Annotated in this window: 18 protein-coding genes, 1 pseudogene and 1 riboswitch; of the genes and pseudogenes, 7 read left to right on the top strand and 12 right to left on the bottom strand. The window is 73.4% G+C overall.

The window, feature by feature from the left end; all coding sequences use genetic code 11:
- Positions 1-249 precede the first annotated feature (249 nt).
- The 3 genes from AC27L3_RS06770 to AC27L3_RS06760 all read left to right on the top strand — a co-directional run bounded on the left by AC27L3_RS06770 (position 250) and on the right by AC27L3_RS06760 (position 2154).
- A complete protein-coding gene (locus AC27L3_RS06770) occupies positions 250-867 on the top strand; it encodes a hypothetical protein (protein WP_487233087.1) in 618 nt (205 codons plus the stop codon).
- Positions 868-886: 19 nt separating this feature from the next.
- A complete protein-coding gene (locus AC27L3_RS06765) occupies positions 887-1654 on the top strand; it encodes a class F sortase (RefSeq protein ID WP_487233086.1) in 768 nt (255 codons plus the stop codon).
- A 77-nt stretch (positions 1655-1731) separates the two neighbouring features.
- Positions 1732-2154, top strand: a complete 423-nt coding sequence (locus tag AC27L3_RS06760; protein WP_487233085.1) for a DUF779 domain-containing protein — start codon at positions 1732-1734, stop codon at positions 2152-2154.
- Positions 2155-2162: 8 nt separating this feature from the next.
- Here AC27L3_RS06760 and AC27L3_RS06755 read toward each other — a convergent pair.
- Together AC27L3_RS06755 and AC27L3_RS06750 are read right to left on the bottom strand one after the other, a co-directional pair.
- Positions 2163-4356 (bottom strand): annotated as a pseudogene (locus AC27L3_RS06755) (putative bifunctional diguanylate cyclase/phosphodiesterase).
- A gap of 608 nt (positions 4357-4964) precedes the next feature.
- The gene (locus AC27L3_RS06750; protein ID WP_487233084.1) at positions 4965-6320 is read right to left on the bottom strand and encodes a C39 family peptidase; all 1356 of its coding nucleotides are present in this window, start codon (positions 6318-6320) and stop codon (positions 4965-4967) included.
- A gap of 165 nt (positions 6321-6485) precedes the next feature.
- Here AC27L3_RS06750 and AC27L3_RS06745 point away from each other — a divergent pair, with 165 nt between their 5' ends.
- On the top strand, positions 6486-7109 hold the full coding sequence (locus AC27L3_RS06745; RefSeq protein ID WP_487233083.1) for a uridine kinase family protein: 624 nt from the start codon (positions 6486-6488) through the stop codon (positions 7107-7109).
- Between the two features lie 523 nt (positions 7110-7632).
- On the top strand, positions 7633-9540 hold the full coding sequence (locus tag AC27L3_RS06740; protein ID WP_487233082.1) for an AAA family ATPase: 1908 nt from the start codon (positions 7633-7635) through the stop codon (positions 9538-9540).
- A gap of 165 nt (positions 9541-9705) precedes the next feature.
- Here the strand turns inward: AC27L3_RS06740 and AC27L3_RS06735 are convergent, their stop codons facing one another.
- The 10 genes from AC27L3_RS06735 to ribD form a co-directional block, all read right to left on the bottom strand.
- Positions 9706-10800, bottom strand: a complete 1095-nt coding sequence (locus AC27L3_RS06735) for a hemolysin family protein (protein ID WP_487233081.1) — start codon at positions 10798-10800, stop codon at positions 9706-9708.
- Positions 10797-12128 carry a hemolysin family protein gene (locus AC27L3_RS06730; RefSeq protein WP_487233176.1) on the bottom strand — a complete coding sequence of 444 codons (1332 nt, stop codon included), beginning with the start codon at positions 12126-12128 and terminating at the stop codon, positions 10797-10799. Before AC27L3_RS06730 ends, AC27L3_RS06735 begins: the two co-directional genes overlap by 4 nt.
- Positions 12129-12289: 161 nt before the next feature.
- Entirely contained in the window at positions 12290-12754 is a 465-nt protein-coding gene (locus AC27L3_RS06725) for a PH domain-containing protein (protein ID WP_487233080.1), read from the bottom strand.
- Positions 12755-12786: 32 nt separating this feature from the next.
- A complete protein-coding gene (gene hisG, locus AC27L3_RS06720; protein WP_344434068.1) occupies positions 12787-13635 on the bottom strand; it encodes an ATP phosphoribosyltransferase in 849 nt (282 codons plus the stop codon).
- 61 nt (positions 13636-13696) lie between these two features.
- Positions 13697-13966, bottom strand: a complete 270-nt coding sequence (locus AC27L3_RS06715) for a phosphoribosyl-ATP diphosphatase (RefSeq protein WP_109278790.1) — start codon at positions 13964-13966, stop codon at positions 13697-13699.
- Between the two features lie 33 nt (positions 13967-13999).
- On the bottom strand, positions 14000-14485 hold the full coding sequence (gene ribH, locus AC27L3_RS06710) for a 6,7-dimethyl-8-ribityllumazine synthase (RefSeq protein WP_487233079.1): 486 nt from the start codon (positions 14483-14485) through the stop codon (positions 14000-14002).
- A gap of 46 nt (positions 14486-14531) precedes the next feature.
- Positions 14532-15812 (bottom strand): bifunctional 3,4-dihydroxy-2-butanone-4-phosphate synthase/GTP cyclohydrolase II, encoded by a 1281-nt coding sequence (locus AC27L3_RS06705; RefSeq protein ID WP_487233078.1) that lies wholly within the window; start codon positions 15810-15812, stop codon positions 14532-14534.
- Positions 15813-15903: 91 nt separating this feature from the next.
- Entirely contained in the window at positions 15904-16554 is a 651-nt protein-coding gene (locus AC27L3_RS06700; protein WP_487233077.1) for a nicotinamide mononucleotide transporter family protein, read from the bottom strand.
- Positions 16551-17162 carry a riboflavin synthase gene (locus tag AC27L3_RS06695; RefSeq protein WP_487233076.1) on the bottom strand — a complete coding sequence of 204 codons (612 nt, stop codon included), beginning with the start codon at positions 17160-17162 and terminating at the stop codon, positions 16551-16553. The genes AC27L3_RS06700 and AC27L3_RS06695 overlap by 4 nt, the downstream gene beginning before the upstream one ends.
- Before the next feature lies 1 nt (position 17163).
- A complete protein-coding gene (gene ribD, locus AC27L3_RS06690) occupies positions 17164-18318 on the bottom strand; it encodes a bifunctional diaminohydroxyphosphoribosylaminopyrimidine deaminase/5-amino-6-(5-phosphoribosylamino)uracil reductase RibD (protein ID WP_487233075.1) in 1155 nt (384 codons plus the stop codon).
- Between the two features lie 168 nt (positions 18319-18486).
- A riboswitch (FMN riboswitch) is annotated at positions 18487-18617 on the bottom strand.
- Between the two features lie 314 nt (positions 18618-18931).
- Here ribD and AC27L3_RS06685 point away from each other — a divergent pair.
- Positions 18932-21319, top strand: coding sequence for a chitinase C-terminal domain-containing protein (locus tag AC27L3_RS06685; RefSeq protein WP_487233074.1), 2388 nt, complete (start codon positions 18932-18934; stop codon positions 21317-21319).
- A 36-nt stretch (positions 21320-21355) separates the two neighbouring features.
- On the top strand, positions 21356-22540 hold the full coding sequence (locus AC27L3_RS06680) for an MFS transporter (RefSeq protein WP_487233073.1): 1185 nt from the start codon (positions 21356-21358) through the stop codon (positions 22538-22540).
- Positions 22541-22647: the final 107 nt, after the last annotated feature.

Here is a 22647-nt window from a genome sequence, read left to right as displayed (position 1 = left end):
GTGTAGATCGCGACATCACTGCAGGTCAACGACCTGATGCCGGCTACCGGACGACACGCCGCCCCTTTACTGCGGCAAGCGGCGGACAGCGGGCGGGCCACGCCGGGCGGGGCCGGTTTTCCCCCGGAAAACCCGGGCCGGCCTCCCCCGTCCGGACCTGATCCACTACCGAATGGAGCAATACGACTACCGTGCAGATGCTCCGTCCGGATTGCCGGGTGAATCTCGGATTCGAAGGAGGTACACCCAATGAAGTCAATTCGTACCGCTCTCTGCGGCGCTCTGACGGCAGCCGCCGTCGTCGCCGCACCCGCCGCCGCATTCGCCCTCGACAGCTCGGCCGCCGTGAAGGCCGGTCAGGTCGAGAGCCGTCTCGTGGCCGGTCACTCCGACTGGGACTGCGACGACGACCACGACCACGGTCGCCACGACCGTGACCGGGACTGCGACGACGACCACGGCCGCGACCACGGGCGTGACCACGACTGGGACGACCACGGTCGCGACCACGGACGTGACCACGACCGCGACGACCACGGCCGCGACCACGGTCGCGACCACGACCACGGGCGTGACCACGGCCGGGACCACGACCACGGTCGCGACCACGAGCACGGACGTGACCACGACCACGGGCGTGACCACGACCACGGGCACGAGCACGGCCGGGACCACGACCACGGTCGCGACCACGACCACGGCCGTCCGCACGGCCGCAACCACGCGGGTGGCGGTGCCACGGCGACCGTCGCGGCCGAGGAGTCCTCGACCGTGAGCACCCCGGCACTCGCCCTGGCGGGCGCCACGGTGGGCATGGCCGGTGGCCTGATCTGGTACCGCCGTCGCGTGAACGCGGCGAAGCGGTAACAGGAGGCTGACCTGCGTCATGTCACCAGCGCGCACGGGCGGCAGGAATCGCCGCCTGCTGACGGGAACGGCCTGGGCGGCTCTGCTGCTCGCCCTGTGGCTGTGCGGTCACCACACCGTCGACGAGTCGACGACCTCGGCTCCGCAGACCGGTGCCACGAGCGCACCACGCCGTACCCATGCGCGCGGCCTGCCCCCGGCGATCGATCCGTTGCCGGGGGCGGGCCCCCAAGGGCTCGCCATCAAGGCCATGGGCCTGGAGGCCCCGATCGAGGCCCACGGCCTCGACCCCCGCGGCGGCGTCGAGACGCCGCCGTACAGCAGGCCCAACGCCGTCTCCTGGTACCAGGACGGGCCCGCCCCCGGCAGCACGGGTGCCGCCGTCCTCGTGGGGCACGTGGACACCCAGCAGTCCCCGGCCGTCTTCTACGAACTGAGCACCATCAAGCGCGGCGTGAAGATCACCGTCACGCGCAAGGACGGCACCGTCGCCGAGTTCACGGTCGAGGACGTCACGGTCGTCGACAAGGACCACTGGGACGACGAGAAGGTGTACGCCCCCAAGGACCCCGAGCGCGCCGAACTGCGCCTGATCACCTGCGGCGGCGACTACAACCGCACCAAGCACGAGTACACCGCCAACGTCGTGGTCTCGGCCTATCTCACCGGGGTCGGCCATACCGCCACCGCCCCCAAGCCGTCGCCGAGCGCCCCGGCCGAGGACGGCGAGGAGGACGAGAGCCAGAGCCAGACCCAGGCCCGGGCACCGGCACGGACCCGGGCCTGACCAACGCCGGCGACCTGGCGATCAGTTGCACTCCCGGGCAGGCTGTCCCCTCTCGGTAGGTCGAGGAGGATGAGCCGATGGCCCCCCACTTAGGCCGGCAGGTAACCGCCGTCTCCCGCATCGCCCTGACGCCCGCCGCAGCCCGGCTGGTCCGCCGGCTGCGGGAGCGGCACGGGCCGCTGATGTTCCACCAGTCCGGCGGCTGCTGCGACGGCAGTTCGCCCATGTGCTACCCGCTCGGGGAGTTCCGCACCGGCGGCTCGGACGTGCTGCTGGCGGAGCTGGCCGTCGAGGGGGTGCCCGAGCGCGTCGGGTTCTGGATGGCGGCCGAGCAGTTCGAGCTGTGGCGCCACACCCACCTGACGGTGGATGTGGTGCCCGGCCGCGGCAGCGGCTTCTCGCTGGAGGCGCCCGAGGGCGTGCGCTTCCTGATCCGTTCGCGGTTGCTCACGGACGCCGAGGCGCGCGTGCTGGACAAGCTGCCCGAAGGCGCCGGCTGACCTGCCCGTCAGGGCGCGGCCGGCGGGGCGCCGGCCGGGCAGGTGGCGGCGTCGGCCAGCGCGAGGGCGTGCAGCCGGTCGGGCGGGCCGGGGCGGGCGTAGTACCAGCCCTGGGCCGTGTCGCAGCCGAGTAACCGCAGGTGGTCGGCCTGGGTACCGGTCTCCACGCCCTCGACGGTGACCGACAGGTCGAGCGTGTGCGCGAGGGAGACGATGCCCTCCACGATCTTGACGTCGACGGGGTCGGCGGGGGCGCACTGCATGCCGCGGGTGAAGGAGCGGTCGAGCTTGAGCGTGCTGACCGGGAGCCGGCGCAGGTAGGAGAGGTTGGAGTAGCCCGTGCCGAAGTCGTCGAGGGCGATGTCGACGCCGAGGTCGGCGAGTTGGCGCAAGGGGCGCAGTTCCGCCTCGTCGGCGCCGATGAGGGCGTTCTCGGTGACCTCCAGGCACAGGGCGGAGGGGTCGAGGCCGGCTCCGGAGAGGACGGCGACGGTGTCGGCGACGAGGGCGGGATGGCGCAACTGGGACGGCGAGAGGTTGACGTTGACGCGGAAGGGGTGGTCGGCGGCGTGCCAGGCGCGGGCCTGGCGGACGGCCTGTTCCAGCACCCAGCGGCCGAGCGGGACGATGAGCCCGGTGCTCTCGGCCAGGGGTATGAAGCGGTCGGGGCCGAGGACCCCGTGGACGGGGTGCAGCCAGCGCACCAGCGCCTCGGCGCCGCGTACGGTGCCGTCGTCGAGCCGGACGAGCGGCTGGTACTCGATGAAGAACTCGCCGTTGTCGAGGGCGGCGGGCAGCCGGGTGGTCAGGCCGTGCCGGACGATGACGCGGGCGTCGGAGTCGGCGTCGGCCAGCTCGTAGCGGTTGCCTCCGGCCGCCTTGGCCCGGTACATGGTGATGTCGGCGCTGCGCAGGACCTCCGCCGCTTCGAGTTCGCCGGCGGCGCCCTCGACGACGCCTATGCTCGCGCGCACCGACAGGTCGCGGTCGTCGAGGCGGACGGGGTCGGCGAGGGCGGTGAGCATGCGCCGGGCCAGGGCCGGGGCCTCGCCGGGGGCCGGGTCGTGGACGAGGGCGACGAACTCGTCGCCGCCGAGCCGGGCGACGAGTTCGCGGGGGGGAGGCGGCGCAGGCGCGCAGCCGGTCGGCGACGGCGACGAGCAGGCGGTCCCCGACCGTGTGGCCGAGGCTGTCGTTGACGGCCTTGAAGCCGTCGAGGTCGAGGTAGCACAGGCCGAACCGGCCGGGGGTGCCGGTCTGCGGAGAGGGCCGCAGGGCGCCGTCGAGGCGCTCGAAGAACAGGGTGCGGTTGGGCAGTTCGGTCAGGGGGTCGTGGGTGGCCTGGTAGCGCAGGCGCTCGTGCAGGCGGCGGCGCTCGGTGATGTCCTCCATGATGGCGAGCTGGTACTGCGGCCGGCCGGCGGCGTCCCGCAGCAGGGTGACGGACATCTCGGTCCACAGGACGGTGCCGTCGCTGCGGTAGTACGGCTTCTCGATGCGGTAGTGGTCGCGGTCGCCGCGCACGAGTTCGCGGTAGAGGGTCCAGAACTCGGGTGCGTCCTCGGGGTGGACGAACTCGCCGGCGTTGCGCCCGGTGGCGCGGGTGCCCTCGGGGCTGCCGAACATGCGCACCAGTGCCTCGTTGACGTCCAGGATGCGGCCCTCGGTGTCGGCGATGCCCACGCCGACGGGGGACTTCTCGAAGACGGCGCGAAAGCCGGTCTCGCTGGCGTGCAGGGCGCGTTCGGCCTCGGCCTGGGCGGCGCGGGCGGCGCCGGTGAGGGCCTGCTGCTCGGCGCGGGTGCGCTCGCCGAGGGCGCGGGCGAAGCCGGCGGCGACGGCGTGCTGCAGGCGGGAGCAGCGGGCGCGGCTCTCCTCGGCGGGCATGGGGTGCTCGGGCGGCAGGTAGAGCACGAGGTAGGCGTCGATGACGCCGAGGATCAGGGGCAGGGCCGCAGGGTCGGTGCAGTGGGCGCCCACGAGGGCGGCGCCGACGTCGTGGGCGGGGCGGGGATCGAAGGGGCGGGCGTGCAGGGCGTCACGCAGGACGCCGGCCAGCGGCACGAGGGAGCGCTCGAATTCGGCGCGGGAGACGGCGGCCGTCACCGTGGGGTGGACCGCCCGGCTCCAGATCGCGGCGAACCGCTGCAGCCGGTCGTCGCGGACGGCGGAACGGCCGGTGGTTCCCATGGCCGAATCCATGGCTGCGTACGAAACCGGGGCGACGGTTTGCTTCACGGGCAGCATTCTGCCACCGAACGCTCGGGTCACGGCCGCCACCCCACCCCCGGCTCCCCCGACCGTACGGGATTTCCGTCCGGCGTGGTGGCGCGCCGGGCGGTCCGGGCGTCCTGTTGAGGGGTCGTCAGCGGCGCAGAACAAACCGCGCGGTCGAGGTCGCGCGACAGGTCGATGCCCTGAGGGGCCCGGACGGGACGCTCCATCAGACTGTGTCTCCAGCTCGGTCACGAGGGGGTTGGGGCGGATGGGAGTGCTGAGCAGAGGCTACTGATCGTTCGTTCGAAGGGAAGCAGCAAACGGAAAACGGTCATCCGCATTCAGCCACCCGCCCCGCGCCTCCACTGTCCCCGGACTGACCCGTCCTGCCGATCCGAAACCATCCGATCGCGTGACATCCGTCTCTCCCGGCGCCCCTCACGGCCCCGGGGGCCGTCGTCGAGACGCTTCGGTGATCGAGCGGTGACCACTCCTTGATCGCACAGCAAATGATCACATGGAGGAAGTATGTACGGAACTGTGGGGGTCCCGCGGCGGGGCGGAGCGCCCGGCACCGCCCCGCGACCGGCGCCTCAGCGCACCCCGACCGAGGCCAGCGCCCTGGCCTGACGGGCCGTGGGACGCACGGGGAAGTAGAGGTAGCACACGCCTCCGGAGCCGGTCCTGACCTCGCCCTGTGCGTTGCGGCGCAGGGTGCGCAGCCAGATGTTCTCGAACTGCCGGCGCCGGTAGACCCGCTCGACCGCGGCGTCCGAGGGGCTGGCCGGGTCGTGGGCGACCACGTCGCCGCCCTCGGTGAAGCCCGTGATGCACATCAGGTGCCCGGCCGTGCCGTACCCGGCGCCGTCGAGCTCGGAGGCCAGGAACGACTGCGAGGTGATGAGCGGGATCCCGGCCCGGATCAGCCGCTCGGCGTCGGTCAGCGAGCGCAGCCGGGTGACCACGGACTGCAGGTCGGGGTAGGTGGCGGCGTAGGCGGCGTTGAACGGCCAGTTGCCGCAGCCCTGGTACTGGTAGTCGTAGGTGTGGCGGGCGGCGTGGCAGACCTGGGGGTCGGCGTAGGAGGGGTCGACCCAGGCGAGGTCCTCGCGGGAGGGCCTGCGGCCCCAGTACTCGATGACCATCTGCGAGGAGGTCGGGCTGCACCAGGCCTCGCCGCCGTTGTCGTACTGGGGGTACTGCCCCTTGTGGATCTCCTGCGAGTAGCGCGGCACCCGCAGCCGGTGGCCCGCGCCCTCCCCCGGCCGGGAGGCCGGCACGGTGAACCGGTCGGGGATGTCCGAGGCCATCGCCCCCAGCCGCCACACGACGGGGCTCAGCGCGGTGCCCGGGCGCCGCAGGAGGGTGAGCCGCACCTCGTAGGAGGCCAGGCGCACCCCGCTCGCCTTGTCCGAGACGGCCAGGGTGTCGGTGGACACCGCGCTCCTGCCGTCGCCCTGGCCGTCGAGCGAGGTGCGCCGGATGTCGCCGGGGCCGTCGCCGGACGTCCAGCGGCCCATGACGTACCAGGGGCTGTGCGCCCCGTCGGTGTAGGCCGCGCGCAGCTCCACCTGCAGCCAGGTGCCGGCGGGGGTGCGGGCGTTCCAGGAGACGACGATCTCGGTGGCCGGCGCGGCCGGCACATGGACCGGCGAGCTCCAGCTGGCGTACTCCCAGCGCGCCGAGGTGCCGGTGTGCGGGTTGGCGTACTCCAGGGTGCCGATCGGCCGCTCCAGCACCAGCCCGGGGCGCTCGCCGCCCAGGACGCGGGTGCCGGCGCCCTTGCCGCCGGCCCACTGCGGGAAGGTCGTCCAGGAGCGGTGGTCGATGCAGCCGGCCGGGTCGGCGGTGGCCGCGACCGCGGACGCCGCCGCGGACAGCGGCGCCGCGGCCGCGGCGACGGCGAGGGCGGCGAGCACGGTGCGGCGCGGAGTGGGTCTGCTGGACATGACGGTGCTCCCCCAGTCGACGGGTGGACGGGCGGTACGGACGGGACCGGCCCGGTGCCGGGCCGGACCACTATCGCCGTTCGGGCGGCCCGGTCCACTGATTCCCGCGCGGCGCGCCCTCGAAGCCGCCCGGTCCGCCCGAAGGGCACGACCTAGGGTGGTGCGGTGAACGAACGAAACGGACGGGCCGGGGGCCCGGCGCGGCATCCGGCCGCCGTCGAGGACCTCGCCCGGCATCTCGCGGCGCTGCCGCCCTCCGCCGGTCCGGTGCGGCTGGTCGCCGTGGACGGGCACGCGGGCTCGGGCAAGACCACCTTCGCCGGGCGCCTGGCCAGGGCCCTGGGCGGGGCGCCGGTGCTGCACCTGGACGACCTGGCCACCCACGAGGAGCTCTTCGAGTGGACCGGACGGCTGCGCACATGGGTGCTGGAGCCGTTCCTGCGGGGCGAGAGCGGCCGCTACCGGGCCTACGACTGGGTGGCCCGGCGCTTCGGGCCCGAGCGGGAACTGCCGGCCGCCCCGGTGGTCCTGGTGGAGGGCGTCGGGGCGGGGCGCCGGGACGTACGCCCCTACCTGGCGTGCCTGTTGTGGATGGAGTTGCCTCATGAGGACTCCTGGGCCAGGGGTCAACTCCGCGACGGTCCGGGGCTGACCGAATTCTGGGACGGCTGGAAGCGTGCGGAGGAGGCGCATTTCCTGACCGACCCCACCCGCCCCTTTGCCGAACTCCTGGTACTCCAGCGCAAGGAGGGGTACGAGGTGCTGGAGATGCCCCGGAAAACCGACTGACGAGGACTCCTGCTCACGCTGCGTGAGGGGCGGCCGTCGCGTCCCGGCCTGGTCCGCGAACGATCACACCGAGTGGCCCAACTGCGCTTGACCCGGGGGGCGTACAGGACTTACGTTCTCAATGTGCGGCCGCCCAAGGCCGCTTGCAGTCGCGAAGCCCCCGGTTGTTCCCCCGTGATCGGGGGCTTCGTACTGCCCCCGGGCCGGTGATTCGTCGCCTTTGTCCGCGCGCACCACACCCCCGCATCACCCACAGTGATCGCTCTGCGGGTCGCTTTCCCGACCGCCCCCGGTGCACGCCCACGCCGCGAACTGCGCCCCCGCACCCTTCGGCCGACCCCGAGCGCGCAGGTACGATGCGAGGCGGCGCACCCCACCGGCGGACTGCCCCCGGGCACCTCGGCGGAGGCGCCGGCACTGCTGGTCAACTCCCGTCCACAGCACAGCGGTTCGTAACAAGGCGCGGCCAAGGCACTCGCCCGGCGGCACGGGACGCTACGGGGGCAGGTTTGTGGGGGACGTGATGGATCTCGGCATGCAGGGCCCGCCCGCCCCGGCCGACCTCGCCTGGCTGCGCGCCGTCGAGGCCTACACCATGGGCGCCTACACGGAGGCGGAGAAGGAGTTCCGCACCGCCGTCCGCATCGACCCGGGCATGGCCGACGCCTGGCTCGGGCTGCACGCGCTGCGCGCGGAGACCACCACCGCACTGCTGCGCATGTACCGCCACCGCGACCGGTTCGGCGAGCAGCGCTCCCGGCACCGTCGACCGCTCAACTCCTGGTACTGGCTGGGCTGGTGGGTCCAGCCGGTCCTCGAAAGCCACCGGGACCTGCTGCTCGCCCACGCCTCCCACTGGCTCGACGGGCGCCACGTCCCCGAGCTCGACCGGGCCCTGGCCGGCTGCCCGCCGGTGGAGACCGATCCCCAGGTGCGCTTCCTGCACGCCTGCCGCGCCTACCTCGTCAAGGACTGGGAGCAGCTCGTCCGGCACACCGACCCGCTGCTGGACGATGCGCTGCTGGGCATCGAGGCCGGCCTGTTCGGCGGCATGGCCCGGGTGCGCCTGGAGATGTACGGCCAGGCCGAACCCCTGCTGTCCGCCGCGCTCATGCGCTGCCGCAGCGAGCAGCCGCAGCGCAAGGAGCTGCGCTACTGGCTCGCCCGCGCCCACGAGGGCACCGGGCGCAGCGCCGCCGCCCTGCCGCTGTACCGGGCCGTCCACCGCGTGGACCCCTCCTTCATGGACACCTCCGCCCGGCTCACCACCATCGCCGACGGCGACACCCTCGGCGGCGAGGACCCCATCGACCTGGCCGCCGTCCCCGTCGGCGGCGGGCCCGCGGACGGCACGGAGGGCGGCGGCGAGCCGGAGGCCCAGCCCGTCGACACCCTCGACCTGCTCACCGACAGCGGCCCCGAGCCCGCCGGCAGTGCGCCCGTCGAGGCCGACGGCATCCGCGAGAAGTTCCGCGTTCCCACCCAGGCCGGCCCCCACGCGCTGCCCGGCCGCCCGGACCCGGTGCTGCTGGCCAGGGCCCTGGCCGAACTGGAGCGCATGGTCGGCCTCGAACCCGTCAAGCGGCAGGTGCGCGCCCTGTCCGCCCAGCTGCACATGGCCCGGCTGCGGGCCGGCCAGGGCCTGCCCGTCCAGCCCCCCAAACGGCACTTCGTCTTCTCCGGCCCCTCCGGCACCGGCAAGACCACCGTCGCCCGCATTCTGGGCCGCGTCTTCTACGCCCTCGGACTGCTCGGCGGCGACCACCTCGTCGAGGCCCAGCGCGCCGACCTCGTCGGGGAGTTCCTCGGACAGACCGCCGTCAAGGCCAACGACCTCATCGACTCCGCGCTCGGCGGAGTGCTCTTCGTCGACGAGGCGTACAGCCTGTCCAACTCCGGCTACAGCAAGGGCGACGCGTACGGCGACGAGGCCCTGCAGGTCCTGCTCAAACGCGCCGAGGACAACCGCGACCGCCTCGTCGTCATCCTCGCCGGCTACCCCGAGGGCATGGACCGCCTCCTGGCCGCCAACCCCGGCCTGTCCTCCCGTTTCACCACCCGCGTCGACTTCCCCAGCTACCGCCCCGCCGAACTCACCAGCATCGGCGAAGTCCTCGCCGACGAGAACGGCGACTGCTGGGACGAGGAGGCCCTGGACGAATTGCGCAGCATCAGCGCACACGTGGTCGAACAGGGCTGGATCGACGAGCTCGGCAACGGACGCTTCCTGCGGACGCTGTACGAGAAGAGCTGCGCGTACCGGGATCTGCGGCTGTCCGGGTACGGGGGGACACCGACGCGGGAGGACCTCGCGACGCTGCGGCTGGCGGATCTGATGCAGGCGTACGGCGAGGTGCTCTCGGGTCCCGGCTGGAGCACGAGGCGCCGCGGCGCGGCGGACCCCCGCGACCCCCAGGACCCGGCGCCGTAGGCCCTGCGGGCGGCTTGTGCCCCGGTCCCGCCCTCTCCCCGTCTCCTAGCGGGGCTGCGCCCCCTAGCACCCCGGGGCCGAGCTCGCCCGACCGGGGGTCCGGGGGCGGAGCCCCCGGGGAACGGTGGAAGGGAGGGACCGGGGCCGGCCGCCCGCAGGGCAGGCTCAGCCGGCCATGACGCCGCGGGACTCGGGCACCCGGGGATCCGGCACCGGCTCCGCCGGAACTTCGCGGTGGGCCGGGTCGCGGACCTCGCCGACCAGCATCTCCAGGACGTCCTCCAGGGCGACGAGCCCCAGGATCCTGCCCGACGCATCCGCGACGGCGGCCAGGTGCGCCGCCGCCCGCCGCATCACGGTCAGCGCGTCGTCGAGCGGCAGTTCGGCCCGCAGCGTCTCGACGCGCCGCCACACGTGCTGCGGCACGGCCCGTTCCCGGTCCTCCAGGTCGAGGACGTCCTTGACGTGCAGGTAGCCCATCACGGTGCCGCCGGGTGCGGCGCATATGGGGAAGCGGGAGTAGCCGGTGCGCACCGTGAGCTCCTCGACCTGCCGGGGGGTGACCGAGGGGTCGACGGTCACGAGGGAGGCCGGGTCCAGCAGGACCTCCGTGACGCGCCGGCTGCCGAGCCCGAGCGCGTCCTCCAGGCGTTCCTGCTGTTCGGGTTCGAGGAGGCCGGCCTGCCGGGAGTCCTCGACGAGCCGGTTGAGCTGTTCGCTGGTGAAGACGGCCTCGACCTCGTCCTTGGGTTCGACGCGGAAGAGGCGCAGCACCGCGTGGGCGCAGGCGCCGAGCAGGCGGGTGACGGGCCGGCACAGCCGGGCGAAGGTGACCAGTCCGGGGCCGAGCCACAGGGCGGCCCGGTCGGGGGCCGACATGGCGAGGTTCTTGGGCACCATCTCGCCGATGACGAGGTGGAGGAAGACCACGAGGGCGAGGGCGATGACGTAGCCGAGGGGGTGGACGAGCCCGTCGGGCAGCCGGATCGCGTGGAAGGCGGGTTCCAGGACGCGCGCGACGGTGGGTTCGGCGACGGCGCCGAGGGTCAGCGAGCACAGGGTGATGCCGAACTGGGCGGCCGCCATCATCTGCGGCAGGTTCTCCAGGCCGGTCAGGACCGTGCGGGCGCGGCCGGAGCCGGCCGCGGCCCTGGGCTCGATCTGGCTGCGGCGCACGGAGACCAGGGCGAACTCGGCGCCGACGAAGAAGCCGTTGGCGAGGACCAGCAGCAGGGCGAAGAGGAGTTGCAGCAGGTTCATCGCTGCACCGCCGCGGCGGTCTCGGTGCGCACGAGTCGTACGCGTTCGGCGCGGTGGTGGCCCACGCGGCGTACGGTCAGCCGCCAGCCGGGCAGCTCCGCGCGGTCGCCGGGGACCGGGATGCGGCCGAGCAGGTCGGCGACGAGTCCGGCGACGGTCTCGTAGGGGCCGTCGGGGGCTTCGAGGCCGATGCGGCGCAGGGTGTCGAGGCGGCTGCCGCCGTCGGCGTCCCAGGCCTGGCGGCCGTCCTCGCAGGGCACCGGCGTGAGGTCGGGGCGGCCGGCGTCGGCGGCGTCGTGCTCGTCGCGGACCTCGCCGACGAGTTCCTCGACGATGTCCTCGAGGGTGACGACGCCGGCCGTGCCGCCGTACTCGTCGACGACCACGGCTATGGGCTGTTCGCTGCGCAGCCGCTCCAGGAGGGGCTGCACGGGCAGGGAGCCGGGGACGAGCAGGGGGGCGACGGCGATGCGGCCGACGGTGGTGCGCAGCCGTTCGGGGCCGGGGACGGCGAGGGCGTCCTTGAGGTGGACCATGCCGACGACCTCGTCGAGGCGTTCGCGGTAGACGGGGAAGCGGGACAGGCCGGTGGCGCGGGTGAGGTTCAGGACGTCCTCGGCGGTCGCGGTGGACTGCAGGGCGCTGACCTTCACCCGGGGGGTCATCACGTGCTGGGCGGTCAGGCCGCCGAGGGAGAGGGTGCGCACGAACAGGTCGGCGGTGTCCTGTTCCAGGGCGCCGGCCCGGGCGGAGTGCCGGGCGAGGGAGACCAGTTCGCCGGGGGTGCGGGCGGAGGCCAGCTCCTCGGCGGGCTCGACGCCCAGGGCGCGTACGAGCCGGTTGGCGACCGTGTTGAGCAGGGTGATCATGGGCCGGAAGAGGTGCGAGAAGAGGGTCTGCGGGCCGGCCACGAACCGGGCGACCTGCAGGGGCCGGGAGACGGCCCAGTTCTTGGGCACGAGTTCGCCGATCACCATTTGCACGGCGGAGGCCAGCAGCATGCCGGCGACGACGGCGGTGCCGGGTGCGGCGCCGGCCGGTACGCCGAGGGCCGCCAGCGGCCCGGCGAGCAGCCGGCCGAGCGCGGGCTCGGCGAGCATGCCGACCACCAAGGAGGTGATGGTGATGCCCAGTTGGGTGCCGGAGAGCTGGAAGGACAGCTCGCGCAGGGAGGCGACGACGGTGCGGGCGCGTGCGTCGCCGTCGGCCGCGGCCCGTTCGGCCTCGGGCTTCTCGACGGTCACCAGGCCGAATTCGGCGGCGACGAAGAAGCCGTTCGCCAGGATGAGGAGCAGGGCCGCCGCGAGCAGCAGCAGGGACACGGTGATGCTCATGGCGCCGCCTCGCTGGGGGCGGCGCAGGTACTACAGGACGATCCGTCCATTGCCGGAGTACGTCACTCCTCGGTTCGCAGGTGCCCCGGGTGCGGGGCGGGGCACGTGTGTGCCCGTGGCACCAGAGTAATCAAGGAACCGTGGACGACGCGGTTTCAGGTCTCGGAGCGGCCCGTGCCGTGGGCGTCGACCAGGGCGCGCAGGGCCCGGGCGTCGGCGATGGCCTGCTGCCTGGCGATGCCGGTCTGGATGCCCATGGCGGGCAGGCTGGTGCCGTCGGAGAGGTCGAGGTGGACCCAGGAGTCGCCGGAGCGCAGGTTCACGCGGACGATCTGGGCCCAGGCCAGCCGCCGGGTCGTGGTGAGGTTGGTGACGACGACGCCGTCCTCGGTGGCCACGACCTTGGGGCGGCTGAGCAGGGCGAGGACCGCCAGCCCGAGGAGCCCGGTGCAGATGAAGGTGACCCGGTCCCCCGTGGTGAGGGTCTGCAGCATGAACGACATCACGGTGAGCACCACGAGCAGCGCGAGGCCGGTGCCGAGCAGGACGACGCGGGTGCGGGTGGGGCGGAAGGTGACGGGCAGCGCGGGCAGGCCGGCAGCCGGTGCGGGGGTGGTCACTTCGGTGGTCTTCCTCGGGCGCGGGCGGTCCGTCAGAGGCGGCAGGCGTGGATGCCGGTGGTGAGGATGGCGCGGGCGCCCAGGTCGTAGAGCTCGTCCATGATGCGCTGGGCGTCGGTGGCGGGGACCATCGAGCGGACGGCGACCCAGCCCTCGTGGTGCAGCGGGGAGACGGTGGGCGACTCCAGGCCGGGGGTGAGGGCGACGGCGCGCTCGACGTGCTCGACGCGGATGTCGTAGTCCATCATCACGTAGCGGCGGGCCACCAGGACGCCCTGCATGCGGCGCAGGAACTGCTGCACCTTGGGGTCGTCGGCGGGGGCGCCGGTGCGGCGGATGACGACGGCCTCGGAGTGCAGGATCGGCTCGCCGATGATCTCCAGGCCGGCGTTGCGCAGGGTGGTGCCGGTCTCGACGACGTCGGCGATGATCTCGGCGACGCCGAGCTGGATGGCGGTCTCGACGGCGCCGTCGAGGTGGACGACGGAGGCGTCGACGCCGTTGTCGGCCAGGTGCTTGGTGACCAGGCCGGAGAAGGAGGTGGCGATCGTCATGCCGCCGAAGTCGCCGACGTCCTTGGCCGTGCCGGGCCGGGTGGCGTAGCGGAAGGTGGAGCCGGCGAAGCCGAGCTGCATGATCTCCTCGGCCCGGGAGCCGGAGTCCAGCAGCAGGTCGCGGCCGGTGATGCCGATGTCGAGCTTGCCGGAGCCGACGTAGACCGCGATGTCGCGCGGGCGCAGGAAGAAGAACTCGACGTCGTTGGCGGCGTCGACGAGGACCAGCTCCCTGCGGTCCTTGCGCTGGCGGTAGCCGGCCTCATGGAGCATCGCCGACGCAGGCTCGGAGAGAGAACCCTTGTTGGGAACGGCGATGCGCAGCATGAGGGGGTGTCCTTCGTGCGAGAAACGGAAAAAGTGCGGGGGTTCGCTGTGATCCAGGGGATCAGAGATGAGCGTATACGTCGTCCAGGGAGATGCCCCGGGCCACCATCATCACCTGAAGGTGGTACAGCAGCTGGGAGATCTCCTCGGCCGTGGCCTCGGCGCCCTCGTACTCGGCGGCCATCCACACCTCGGCGGCCTCCTCGACGACCTTCTTGCCGATGGCATGGACGCCCTTGCCCACCAGCTCGGCGGTGCGGGAGGTGGCGGGGTCGCCGGTGGCCTTCTGCTGGAGCTCGGCGAAGAGCTCCTCGAACGTCTTCTTGGACATGGTGGTCCTACCCTACGCCGCCCCCGCCCCGCATCAGTGCCAGGGCTCGGCCACCGAGCGCAGCGTGACGGCCGTGGCGACGGCCGCGGTGACCGCCTCGTGGCCCTTGTCCTCGGTCGAGCCCTCCAGGCCCGCCCGGTCCAGGGCCTGCTCGTCGGTGTCGCAGGTGAGCACGCCGAAGCCGACGGGGACGCCGGTGTCGACGGAGACCTGGGTCAGGCCCTGGGTGACGCCCTGGCACACGTAGTCGAAGTGGGGCGTGCCGCCGCGGATGACGACGCCCAGGGCGATGACCGCGTCGTAGCCGCGGCCGGCGAGGACCTTGGCCGCGACGGGCAGCTCCCAGCTGCCGGGGACGCGCAGCAGCGTCGGCTCGTCGATGCCGAGCTCGTGCAGGGCCCGCAGGGCACCGTCGACGAGGCCGTCCATGACCTTCTCGTGCCACTGGGCCGCGACGACCGCGACGCGCAGGTCCTGGCAGTTGCGCACGCTCAGCTGGGGGGCGCCCTTACCGCTCACGTTCTTCCCTCTTCTTCCCTCGTGGATGTGTGTGTGGTCCGGTCGGTCACTGGTTGCCGCAGGCGGAGACGTGCCCGCCGTCCAGCCAGGGCAGGTCGTGGCCCATACGGTCGCGCTTGGTGCGCAGGTAGCGCAGGTTGTGCTCGCCGGCCTGGACGGGCATGGGCTCGCGGCCGGTGACCGTCAGCCCGTGCCGGACCAGGGCCGCGGTCTTGTCGGGGTTGTTGGTCATCAGCCGCAGGGAGCGCACTCCGAGGTCGGTGAGGATGCGGGCGCCGGCGGCGTAGTCGCGGGCGTCGGCGGGCAGGCCCAGTTCGAGGTTGGCGTCGAGGGTGTCGCGGCCGTCCTCCTGCAGCTGGTAGGCGCGCAGCTTGGGCAGCAGGCCGATGCCGCGGCCCTCGTGGCCGCGCAGGTAGAGCACGACGCCGCGGCCCTCGGTGGCGATCCGTTCGAGGGATGCCTGCAGCTGGGGGCCGCAGTCGCAGCGCAGCGAGCCGAAGACGTCGCCGGTCAGGCACTCGGAGTGCACCCGCACCAGGACGTCCTCGCCGTCGCCGAGGTCGCCGGCGACCAACGCGATGTGCTCGACGCCGTCGAGGGTGGAGCGGTAGCCGTACGCCCGGAACTCGCCGTGGGCGGTGGGCAGGGAGGTGACGGCCTCGCGGCGGACGGTGGGCTCGGCGGCGCGGCGGTAGGCGATCAGGTCCTCGATGGAGATGATGGACAGTCCGTGCTTGCGGGCGAAGGGCACCAGCTCGGGCAGGCGGAGCATGGCGCCGTCCTCGCCGGCGATCTCCACGATGGCTGCGGCCGGCCGCAGCCCGGCGAGGCGGGCGAGGTCGACGCCGGCCTCGGTGTGGCCGTTGCGGGCCAGCACGCCGCCGGGCTTGGCGCGCAGCGGGAAGACGTGGCCGGGGCGGACGAAGTCGCCGGGGATGGCGGCGGGGTCGGCCAGCAGGCGGATGGTGGTGGCGCGGTCGGCGGCGGAGATGCCGGTGTCGGTGCCGTGGGCCCGGGTGGCGTCGACGGAGACGGTGAAGGCGGTGCGCATGGACTCGGTGTTGCGCTCGACCATCTGCGGCAGGTCGAGCCGGTCGACGTCCTGCTCCTCCAGGGGGACGCAGATCAGCCCGCGGCACTCGCTCATCATGAAGGCGACGATCTCGGTGGTGACCTTCTCGGCGGCCACGACGAGGTCGCCCTCGTTCTCGCGGTCGGCGTCGTCGACGACCACGACGGGCCGGCCGGCGGCGATGTCGGCGATGGCGCGCTCGACGGGGTCGAGGACGATCTCGTCGCTCGCGTACCAGCTCTGCAGGGCGGTCATGCGCTGACTCCTTCGTTCGCTTCTCCGCCCGTTCGGCGCAGAGGTACACCTCTCGTCGTCACCTGCGGCCCGGCGGCCGCACGTGCGTCGCTCACAGCAGTGCTCCTTCCGTAACCGTGCCGGTGATCCGCGAGCGCAGCCACCAGTCGCGCAGGCCCCACAGGACGAGGGCGAAGTAGACGATGTAGACGAGGCCGGAGAAGGCGAGGCCGCTGTCGAAGGCGAGCGGGACGCCGACGACGTCGACGAGGAGCCAGGCGAACCAGAACTCCACGAGCCCGCGGGCCTGGGCGACCATCGCGGCGAGGGTGCCGACGAAGATGTACGCGTCCGGCCAGGGGTTCCAGGACAGTTCCGGCACGGCGGTGAACAGGGTGCCGACGGCGAGGGTACCGACGGCGGTGCCGGCGAGCAGCAGGGCGCGCTCGCGCCAGGTGGCGAAGCGCACGGCGATGGTGCCGTCCTGGGCCTGCCGCCTGCCGCGGGTCCACTGCCGCCAGCCCCACAGGGCGACGCCGATGACCAGGAGCTGCTTGCCGACGCCGCCGCTGAGGTGGGCGGAGGCATAGGCGGCGACGAGGATGAGGCCGGAGAGGAACTGGGCGGGCCAGGTCCATATGGAGCGCCGCCAGCCGAGGGCGAGGGCGGCGAGGCCGATGGTGTTGCCGATCATGTCGGACCAGATGACGTGCTGGCCGAAGAGCGCGAACGCCTCACTGTTGAGCCAGTCGAGGGCGCTCATGCGTTCGCCTCCGCGGTGCCGCGGCCGCCGAGCAGCCGCTCGACGTACTTGGCGAGGACGTCGACCTCCAGGTTGACGGGGTCGCCGGGCTGCTTGATGCCGAGGGTGGTCAGCTGCAGGGTGGTGGGGATGAGGCTGACGGTGAAGTAGTCGTCACCGGCCTCGACGACGGTCAGGCTCACGCCGTCGACGGTGATGGAGCCCTTCTCCACGACGTAGCGCGCCAGGCCGGCGGGCAGCGCGATCCTCACGATCTCCCAGTGCTCGCCGGGCACCCGCGCGGTGATGGTGCCGGTGCCGTCGACGTGGCCCTGGACGAGGTGGCCGCCGAGGCGTCCGCCGAGCGCCATGGGCCGCTCCAGGTTGACGCGGGAGCCGGGGACGAGGGCGCCGAGGCTGGAGCGGGTCAGGGTCTCGGCCATGACGTCGGCGGTGAACTCGCCGTCGGCGTTCTCGACGACGGTCAGGCACACGCCGTTGACGGCGATCGAGTCGCCGTGCGCGGCGCCATCGGTGACGAGCGGGCCGCGCAGGCGGAACCGGGAGGAGTCGCCCAGCTTCTCGACGGCGACGACCTCGCCCAGTTCCTCGACGATTCCGGTGAACACGTCAGATCTCCTCGGTGGCGGTGGCGGTGGGAGCAGGTGCGGGAGCGGGTGCGGTGGTGCGGGGTGTGGCGGTGATGCGCAGGTCGGGGCCGAGCCGGGTGACGTCGGTGACGTCGAGCCGCAGGGTCTCGGCGACGGTGCCGATGCCGGCCTTGCCGAGGGCGGCCGGTCCGGCGCCGAGCAGGGCGGGGGCGAGGTAGCCGACGACGCGGTCGACGGCGCCGGCGGCCAGGAAGGCGCCGGCGAGCGTCGGGCCGCCCTCCAGCAGGACCGAGCACACGCCGCGGGCGTGCAGGGCCGCGAGCAGGGCGCGGACGTCCAGCCCGGTGCCGTCGGCGGCGCGCGGCAGGCGCACGGTGCCGGTGCCGGCCAGGTGCCGGGCGTCGGCGTCCTCGGCCACGGCGATCAGGGTGGGGGCGGCGTCGTCGAGCACGCGGGCGCCGGGGGCGACGGCGCCGTCGCTGGTGACGACGACCCGCAGCGGCTGGGTGACCTCGCGCTCGTCGAGGACGCCGCCGCGCACGGCCAGGTGCGGGTCGTCGGCGCGCAGCGTGCCGGAGCCGACGACGACGGCGTCGGCCTCGGCGCGCAGCCGGTGCACGTCGGCGCGGGAGGCGGCCGAGGTGATCCAGCGGCTGGTGCCGTCGGCGGCGGCGCTGCGCCCGTCGAGGGTGGCGGCGTACTTCCAGGTGACGAAGGGGCGACCGTGCAGGACGGAGGTGAGCCAGGCGGCGTTGCCGGCGGCGGCCTCGTCGGCGAGCAGCCCGCCCTCGGTGCGCACGCCGGCGGCGGCCAGGGTGGCGGCGCCGCCGGAGGCGGTGGGGTTGGGGTCGGCGACGGCGTAGACGACGCGGGCGATGCCGGCGTCGACGAGCGCCCGGGCGCACGGGCCGGTGCGGCCGGTGTGGTTGCAGGGCTCCAGGGTGACGACGGCGGTGCCGCCGCGGACGTCGTGGCCGGCCTCGGCGGCGGCGTGCAGGGCGGCCACCTCCGCGTGCGGGCCGCCGGCCCGTCGGTGCCAGCCCTCGCCGGCCGTGCGGCCGTGGGCGTCGAGGACGACGCAGCCGACGACGGGGTTGGGGCTGGTGGAACCGAGGGCGCGGGAGGCGAGCGCGATGGCGCGCCGCATCGCCTCGGCTTCGGTAGCGGTGGCCACCGGGGTCCTCCTGCCTCGTCGGGCAACGGACTCCGGGGCTGTCGTACGGGACGACGAAGAAGCGGGTACACGACGACGGCAGGTCGCACGCCGGGAGAGGACACACGCGGTCCCCGCAGAAGGGGGTGCCCGCGCGGTCACCGGTGGCGGTGTGCCGTCGCATGCCCGCCGCGCACTGCCTCCCATCCGGACTTTAACCGTCGGTCCAGGAATTTCACCTGGTCAACCGGCCGCTGGCTGCGGCCGGGTCGCGGACTGTAACCGCCGGTTCGGACTTTCACCGACCCCGGAGTGCGCTGCGTGTGATGGATCAATTAAGGGTACATGGCGCCTGACCTGCGACTTCCGATGCGGGTCCGACTGCCATCGAGCGTACGCCGAGCTGCGCCGCGATGTCCATGGGGGCTTGACAGCGTGCGCGGACTCACACTCCGGGCCCTGCCCCCTCCCCATTCTGGTCCAGACCTATTGACGCACTGGTCTAGTCCTCTTAACCTCTGCCACACCTCCGAGGAGTACGGCCCGGCGGTGCGCGCACACCACGGGCCACAGCACGTCGCAAGCCCCCCACGCACAGCTCTGGCAAGAGCCCCCCACTGGAGGAACGCTCGTGTTGTCCCGAAAGAGCACCACCGGCCGGCGCCGCAGACGCACCGCCGCCCTCGCGTCGGCCGGCGCCGCACTCGCCGGACTGATCGTCGCCGCCCTGCCGGCGACCGCCTCGCAGGCGGAGGACCAGTCCTCCTGCCGCCCCGACGGCCTCTACAGCACCCCCGGCGTCGACGTCCCCTACTGTTCGGTCTACGACACGGCCGGCCGCGAAAAGATGGGCACCGACCACCAGCGCCGCGTCATCGGCTACTTCACCGGGTGGCGCACCGGCAAGGACGGCACCCCCGCCTACCTCGCCCCCGACATCCCCTGGGACAAGGTCACCCACCTCAACTACGCCTTCGCGCACGTCGGCCCGGACGACCGGATATCGGTCGGCGCCGACGGTCCGGGCAATCCCGCCACCGGCATGACCTGGCCGGGAGTGCCGGGCGCCGAGATGGACCCGGCCCTGCCCTATCAGGGCCACTTCAACCTGCTGACCAAGTACAAGAAGCTCCACCCCCAGGTGAAGACGCTCATCTCCGTGGGCGGCTGGGCGGAGACCGGCGGCTACATCGACGAGAACGGCAAGCGCGTCGCCTCCGGCGGCTTCTACAAGACCGCGACGAACGCCGACGGCTCGGTCAACCAGAAGGGCATCGACACCTTCGCCGACTCCGCCGTCGCCTTCGTCCGCGCCTACGGCTTCAACGGCGTCGACATCGACTACGAGTACCCCACCTCGATGAAGGACGCCGGCCACCCGAAGGACTGGGCACTGGCCAACGCCCGCCGCGGGGGCCTCAACCAGGGCTACACGGCCCTGCTGAAGTCCCTGCGCGAGAAGCTCGACCGGGCGGGTGCCGCCGACGGCCGGCACTATCTGCTGTCGGTGGCCGCGCCGTCCTCCGGCTACCTGCTGCGCGGCATGGAGACGTACCAGGCCACGAAGTACCTCGACTACGTCAACGTCATGTCCTACGACCTGCACGGCGCCTGGAACGAGTTCGTCGGCCCCAACGCGGCGTTGTACGACGACGGCAAGGACGCCGAGCTCGCCAAGTGGGGCGTCTACGGCACCGCACAGTACGGCGGCATCGGCTACCTCAACGGCGACTGGGCCTACCACTACTTCCGCGGCGCCCTGCCACCCGGGCGCATCAACCTCGGGCTGCCGTACTACACACGCGGCTGGAAGAACGTCACCGGCGGCACGGACGGGCTGTGGGGAACGGCCAAGGCCGCCTCGTGTCCGGCCGGCTCGGGGCTGACGTCCTGCGGGGACGGCGCGGTGGGCATCGACAACATCTGGAACGACAAGGACGACGACGGCAAGGAGTCGCCGGCCGGCTCCAACCCGATGTGGCACGCCAAGAACCTGGAGAAGGGCATCGCGGGCGACTACCTGACCCGCTTCGGCTTCCCCGCCGGCACCAAGCTCACCGGCAGCTACGCCCGCCACTACGACGCCACCCTGACCGCTCCCTGGCTGTGGAACGCCGACAAGAAGGTGTTCCTGTCCACCGAGGACGAGCAGTCGGTGCAGGCCAAGGCGCGCTACGTCGTCGACAAGGGCCTGGGCGGCACGATGATCTGGGAACTGGCCGGCGACTACGGCTGGAACGCGGCCAAGGGCCAGTACGAGCCCGGCTCCACCCTGACCGGCGCCCTGTACGACGCCTTCAAGGCCGCGCCCGGCTACGGCGCCCGGCGGGCCACCACCGACCTGCCGGACAAGGCGCTGGAGATCGACGTGGCCCTCACCGACTTCCCGCTCGGCGACTCCAACTACCCCATCACGCCCAAGCTGCGCATCACCAACCGCACCAAGGCGACGGTCCCGGGCGGTGCGGAGTTCCGCTTCGACTACGGCACCTCGGCGCCCGGGAACGCCAAGGACCAGTCGGGCTGGGGGCTGAAGGTCGTCCGCAGCGACCACACCGCTCCCCACAACATCGGCGGCCTCAAGGGCGACTACCACCGGGTGTCGGTGACCCTGCCCGCGTACCAGTCGATCGCCCCCGGTGCCACCGCCGTCGTGGACCTGACGTACTACCTGCCGGTCACCACGCCCTCCAACTGGAGCGTGACCTTCGGCGGCAGCACGTACGCCCTGGCCGGCGACCTCGCCCGCGGCACCACCGTGGTCGACCCGGGCGGCCCGACGCCGACACCCACCGCGAGCCCCACGGCGACCCCCACGGCGACTCCCACGGCGACGCCGACGGCCACGCCCACCGGCGGAAGCTGCACCGCGCCCTCCTGGGACCGGGCGAGCGCCTACAGTGGCGGTGCCACGGTCTCCTGGAAGTCCCGTACCTGGAAGGCGAAATGGTGGACGCAGGGCGAGGAGCCCGGCACCACCGGCGAGTGGGGGGTGTGGCAGGACCTGGGAACCTGCCGCTAGCGCGGGGCCCGGTGCGCCGGGCCGGGGAGGAGCCGCATGGACAGCAGCAGCGCGCAGCGCGCCCGCATCGCCATGGCCGCCGTCTTCGCCGTCCACGGCGCGGTCACCGGCAGCTTCGCCACCCGCATCCCCTGGCTGCAGGAGCACACCGGGGCCGGCGCCGGGGCGCTCGGGCTGGCGCTCGCCTTCCCCGCGATCGGCGCCTCGCTCGCGATGCCGCTCGCGGGGCGGGTCAGCCACCGCTACGGCTCGCGGACAGCGCTGCGCGCCCTGCTCTTCCTGTGGTGCGCCTCCCTCGCGCTGCCGGCCCTCTCCCCCGGCGTCCCCGCCCTGTGCGGGGCGCTGGCGGTGTACGGGGCGACGTCCGGGACGGCGGACGTGGCGATGAACGCGCTCGGGGTGCACACCGAGGAGCGGCTGGGCCGCTCCATCATGTCGGGGCTGCACGGCATGTGGAGCGCGGGTGCGCTGGCCGGCTCGGCGGTGGGCACCGTCGCCGCGCACGCCGGCACGGACGCGCGGGTGCATCTCGCCCTGGCGGCCGCGGTGCTGGCCGCGGCGGGCCTGGTCGCCTGCCACGGGGTGCCGGACGTGCGCGCCGCGAAGCACGAGCCGGCGCCGCCCCGGTTCGCGCTGCCGCCGCGCTCGGCGCTCGCGATCGGGGCGGTCGGCTTCTGCGCGGTCTTCGCCGAGGGCGCCGGCCTGGACTGGGCCGCGGTCTACCTGCGCGACGTCGTGGGCACCGACGCCGGCGTCGCGGCGGGCTGCACCACCGCCTTCGCCTGCACGATGGCCGCGGCTCGGCTCGCGGGGGACGCGGCGGTGCGCCGCTTCGGGCCCGTACGGACCGTACGGGGCGGGGGCGCGCTGGCGACGCTGGGCGGCCTGCTGGTCGTGGCGGCCGGCTCGCCCGTGCCGGCCTTCGCCGGTTTCGGCCTCATCGGCCTGGGCATCGCGGTCGTGGTGCCGCTGGCCTTCGCCGCGGCGGGCCACAGCGGGCCCGATCCCAGCCGGGCGATAGCGGGCGTGGCGACCGTCACCTACGCCTCGGGCCTGGTGGCCCCGGCCGTCATCGGCCAGATCGCCGGTGCGACGTCGTTGGTGGTGTCCTTCGCCGTGGTGACGGCGTGCGGTGCAGGGCTGGTGGCGGGCGCGGGCGTCCTGCGCGCCCCCGCCCGCCGTGCCACGGCGCACCGTACCGGCCCGGCCGTCCGCCGCTGACGGCCGGGCGTCCCGCCCCGGCGGTGTGCGCGCACCGCCGCGGGCCGTGAGCCGTACCCCGGAGGGTGCGGCCACGGCCCGCGGTGGAGGGGGACTTTCAGGCGCGC

It is taken from the genome of Streptomyces sp. PKA51, assembly GCF_057552455.1.
Note: the sequence above shows the minus strand (reverse complement) of the source record. Positions and strands in the feature narration are given on the sequence as shown.

Bases quoted from the DNA above. Each gene is read 5' to 3' on its own strand.
- AC27L3_RS06770 (WP_487233087.1), top strand. From the start codon at position 250: ATGAAGTCAATTCGTACCGCTCTCTGCGGCGCTCTGACGGCAGCCGCC.
- AC27L3_RS06765 (WP_487233086.1), top strand. From the start codon at position 887: ATGTCACCAGCGCGCACGGGCGGCAGGAATCGCCGCCTGCTGACGGGA.
- AC27L3_RS06760 (WP_487233085.1), top strand. From the start codon at position 1,732: ATGGCCCCCCACTTAGGCCGGCAGGTAACCGCCGTCTCCCGCATCGCC.
- AC27L3_RS06750 (WP_487233084.1), bottom strand. From the start codon at position 6,320: ATGTCCAGCAGACCCACTCCGCGCCGCACCGTGCTCGCCGCCCTCGCC.
- AC27L3_RS06740 (WP_487233082.1), top strand. From the start codon at position 7,633: ATGGATCTCGGCATGCAGGGCCCGCCCGCCCCGGCCGACCTCGCCTGG.
- AC27L3_RS06735 (WP_487233081.1), bottom strand. From the start codon at position 10,800: ATGAACCTGCTGCAACTCCTCTTCGCCCTGCTGCTGGTCCTCGCCAAC.
- hisG (WP_344434068.1), bottom strand. From the start codon at position 13,635: ATGCTGCGCATCGCCGTTCCCAACAAGGGTTCTCTCTCCGAGCCTGCG.
- AC27L3_RS06715 (WP_109278790.1), bottom strand. From the start codon at position 13,966: ATGTCCAAGAAGACGTTCGAGGAGCTCTTCGCCGAGCTCCAGCAGAAG.
- AC27L3_RS06705 (WP_487233078.1), bottom strand. From the start codon at position 15,812: ATGACCGCCCTGCAGAGCTGGTACGCGAGCGACGAGATCGTCCTCGAC.
- AC27L3_RS06700 (WP_487233077.1), bottom strand. From the start codon at position 16,554: ATGAGCGCCCTCGACTGGCTCAACAGTGAGGCGTTCGCGCTCTTCGGC.
- AC27L3_RS06680 (WP_487233073.1), top strand. From the start codon at position 21,356: ATGGACAGCAGCAGCGCGCAGCGCGCCCGCATCGCCATGGCCGCCGTC.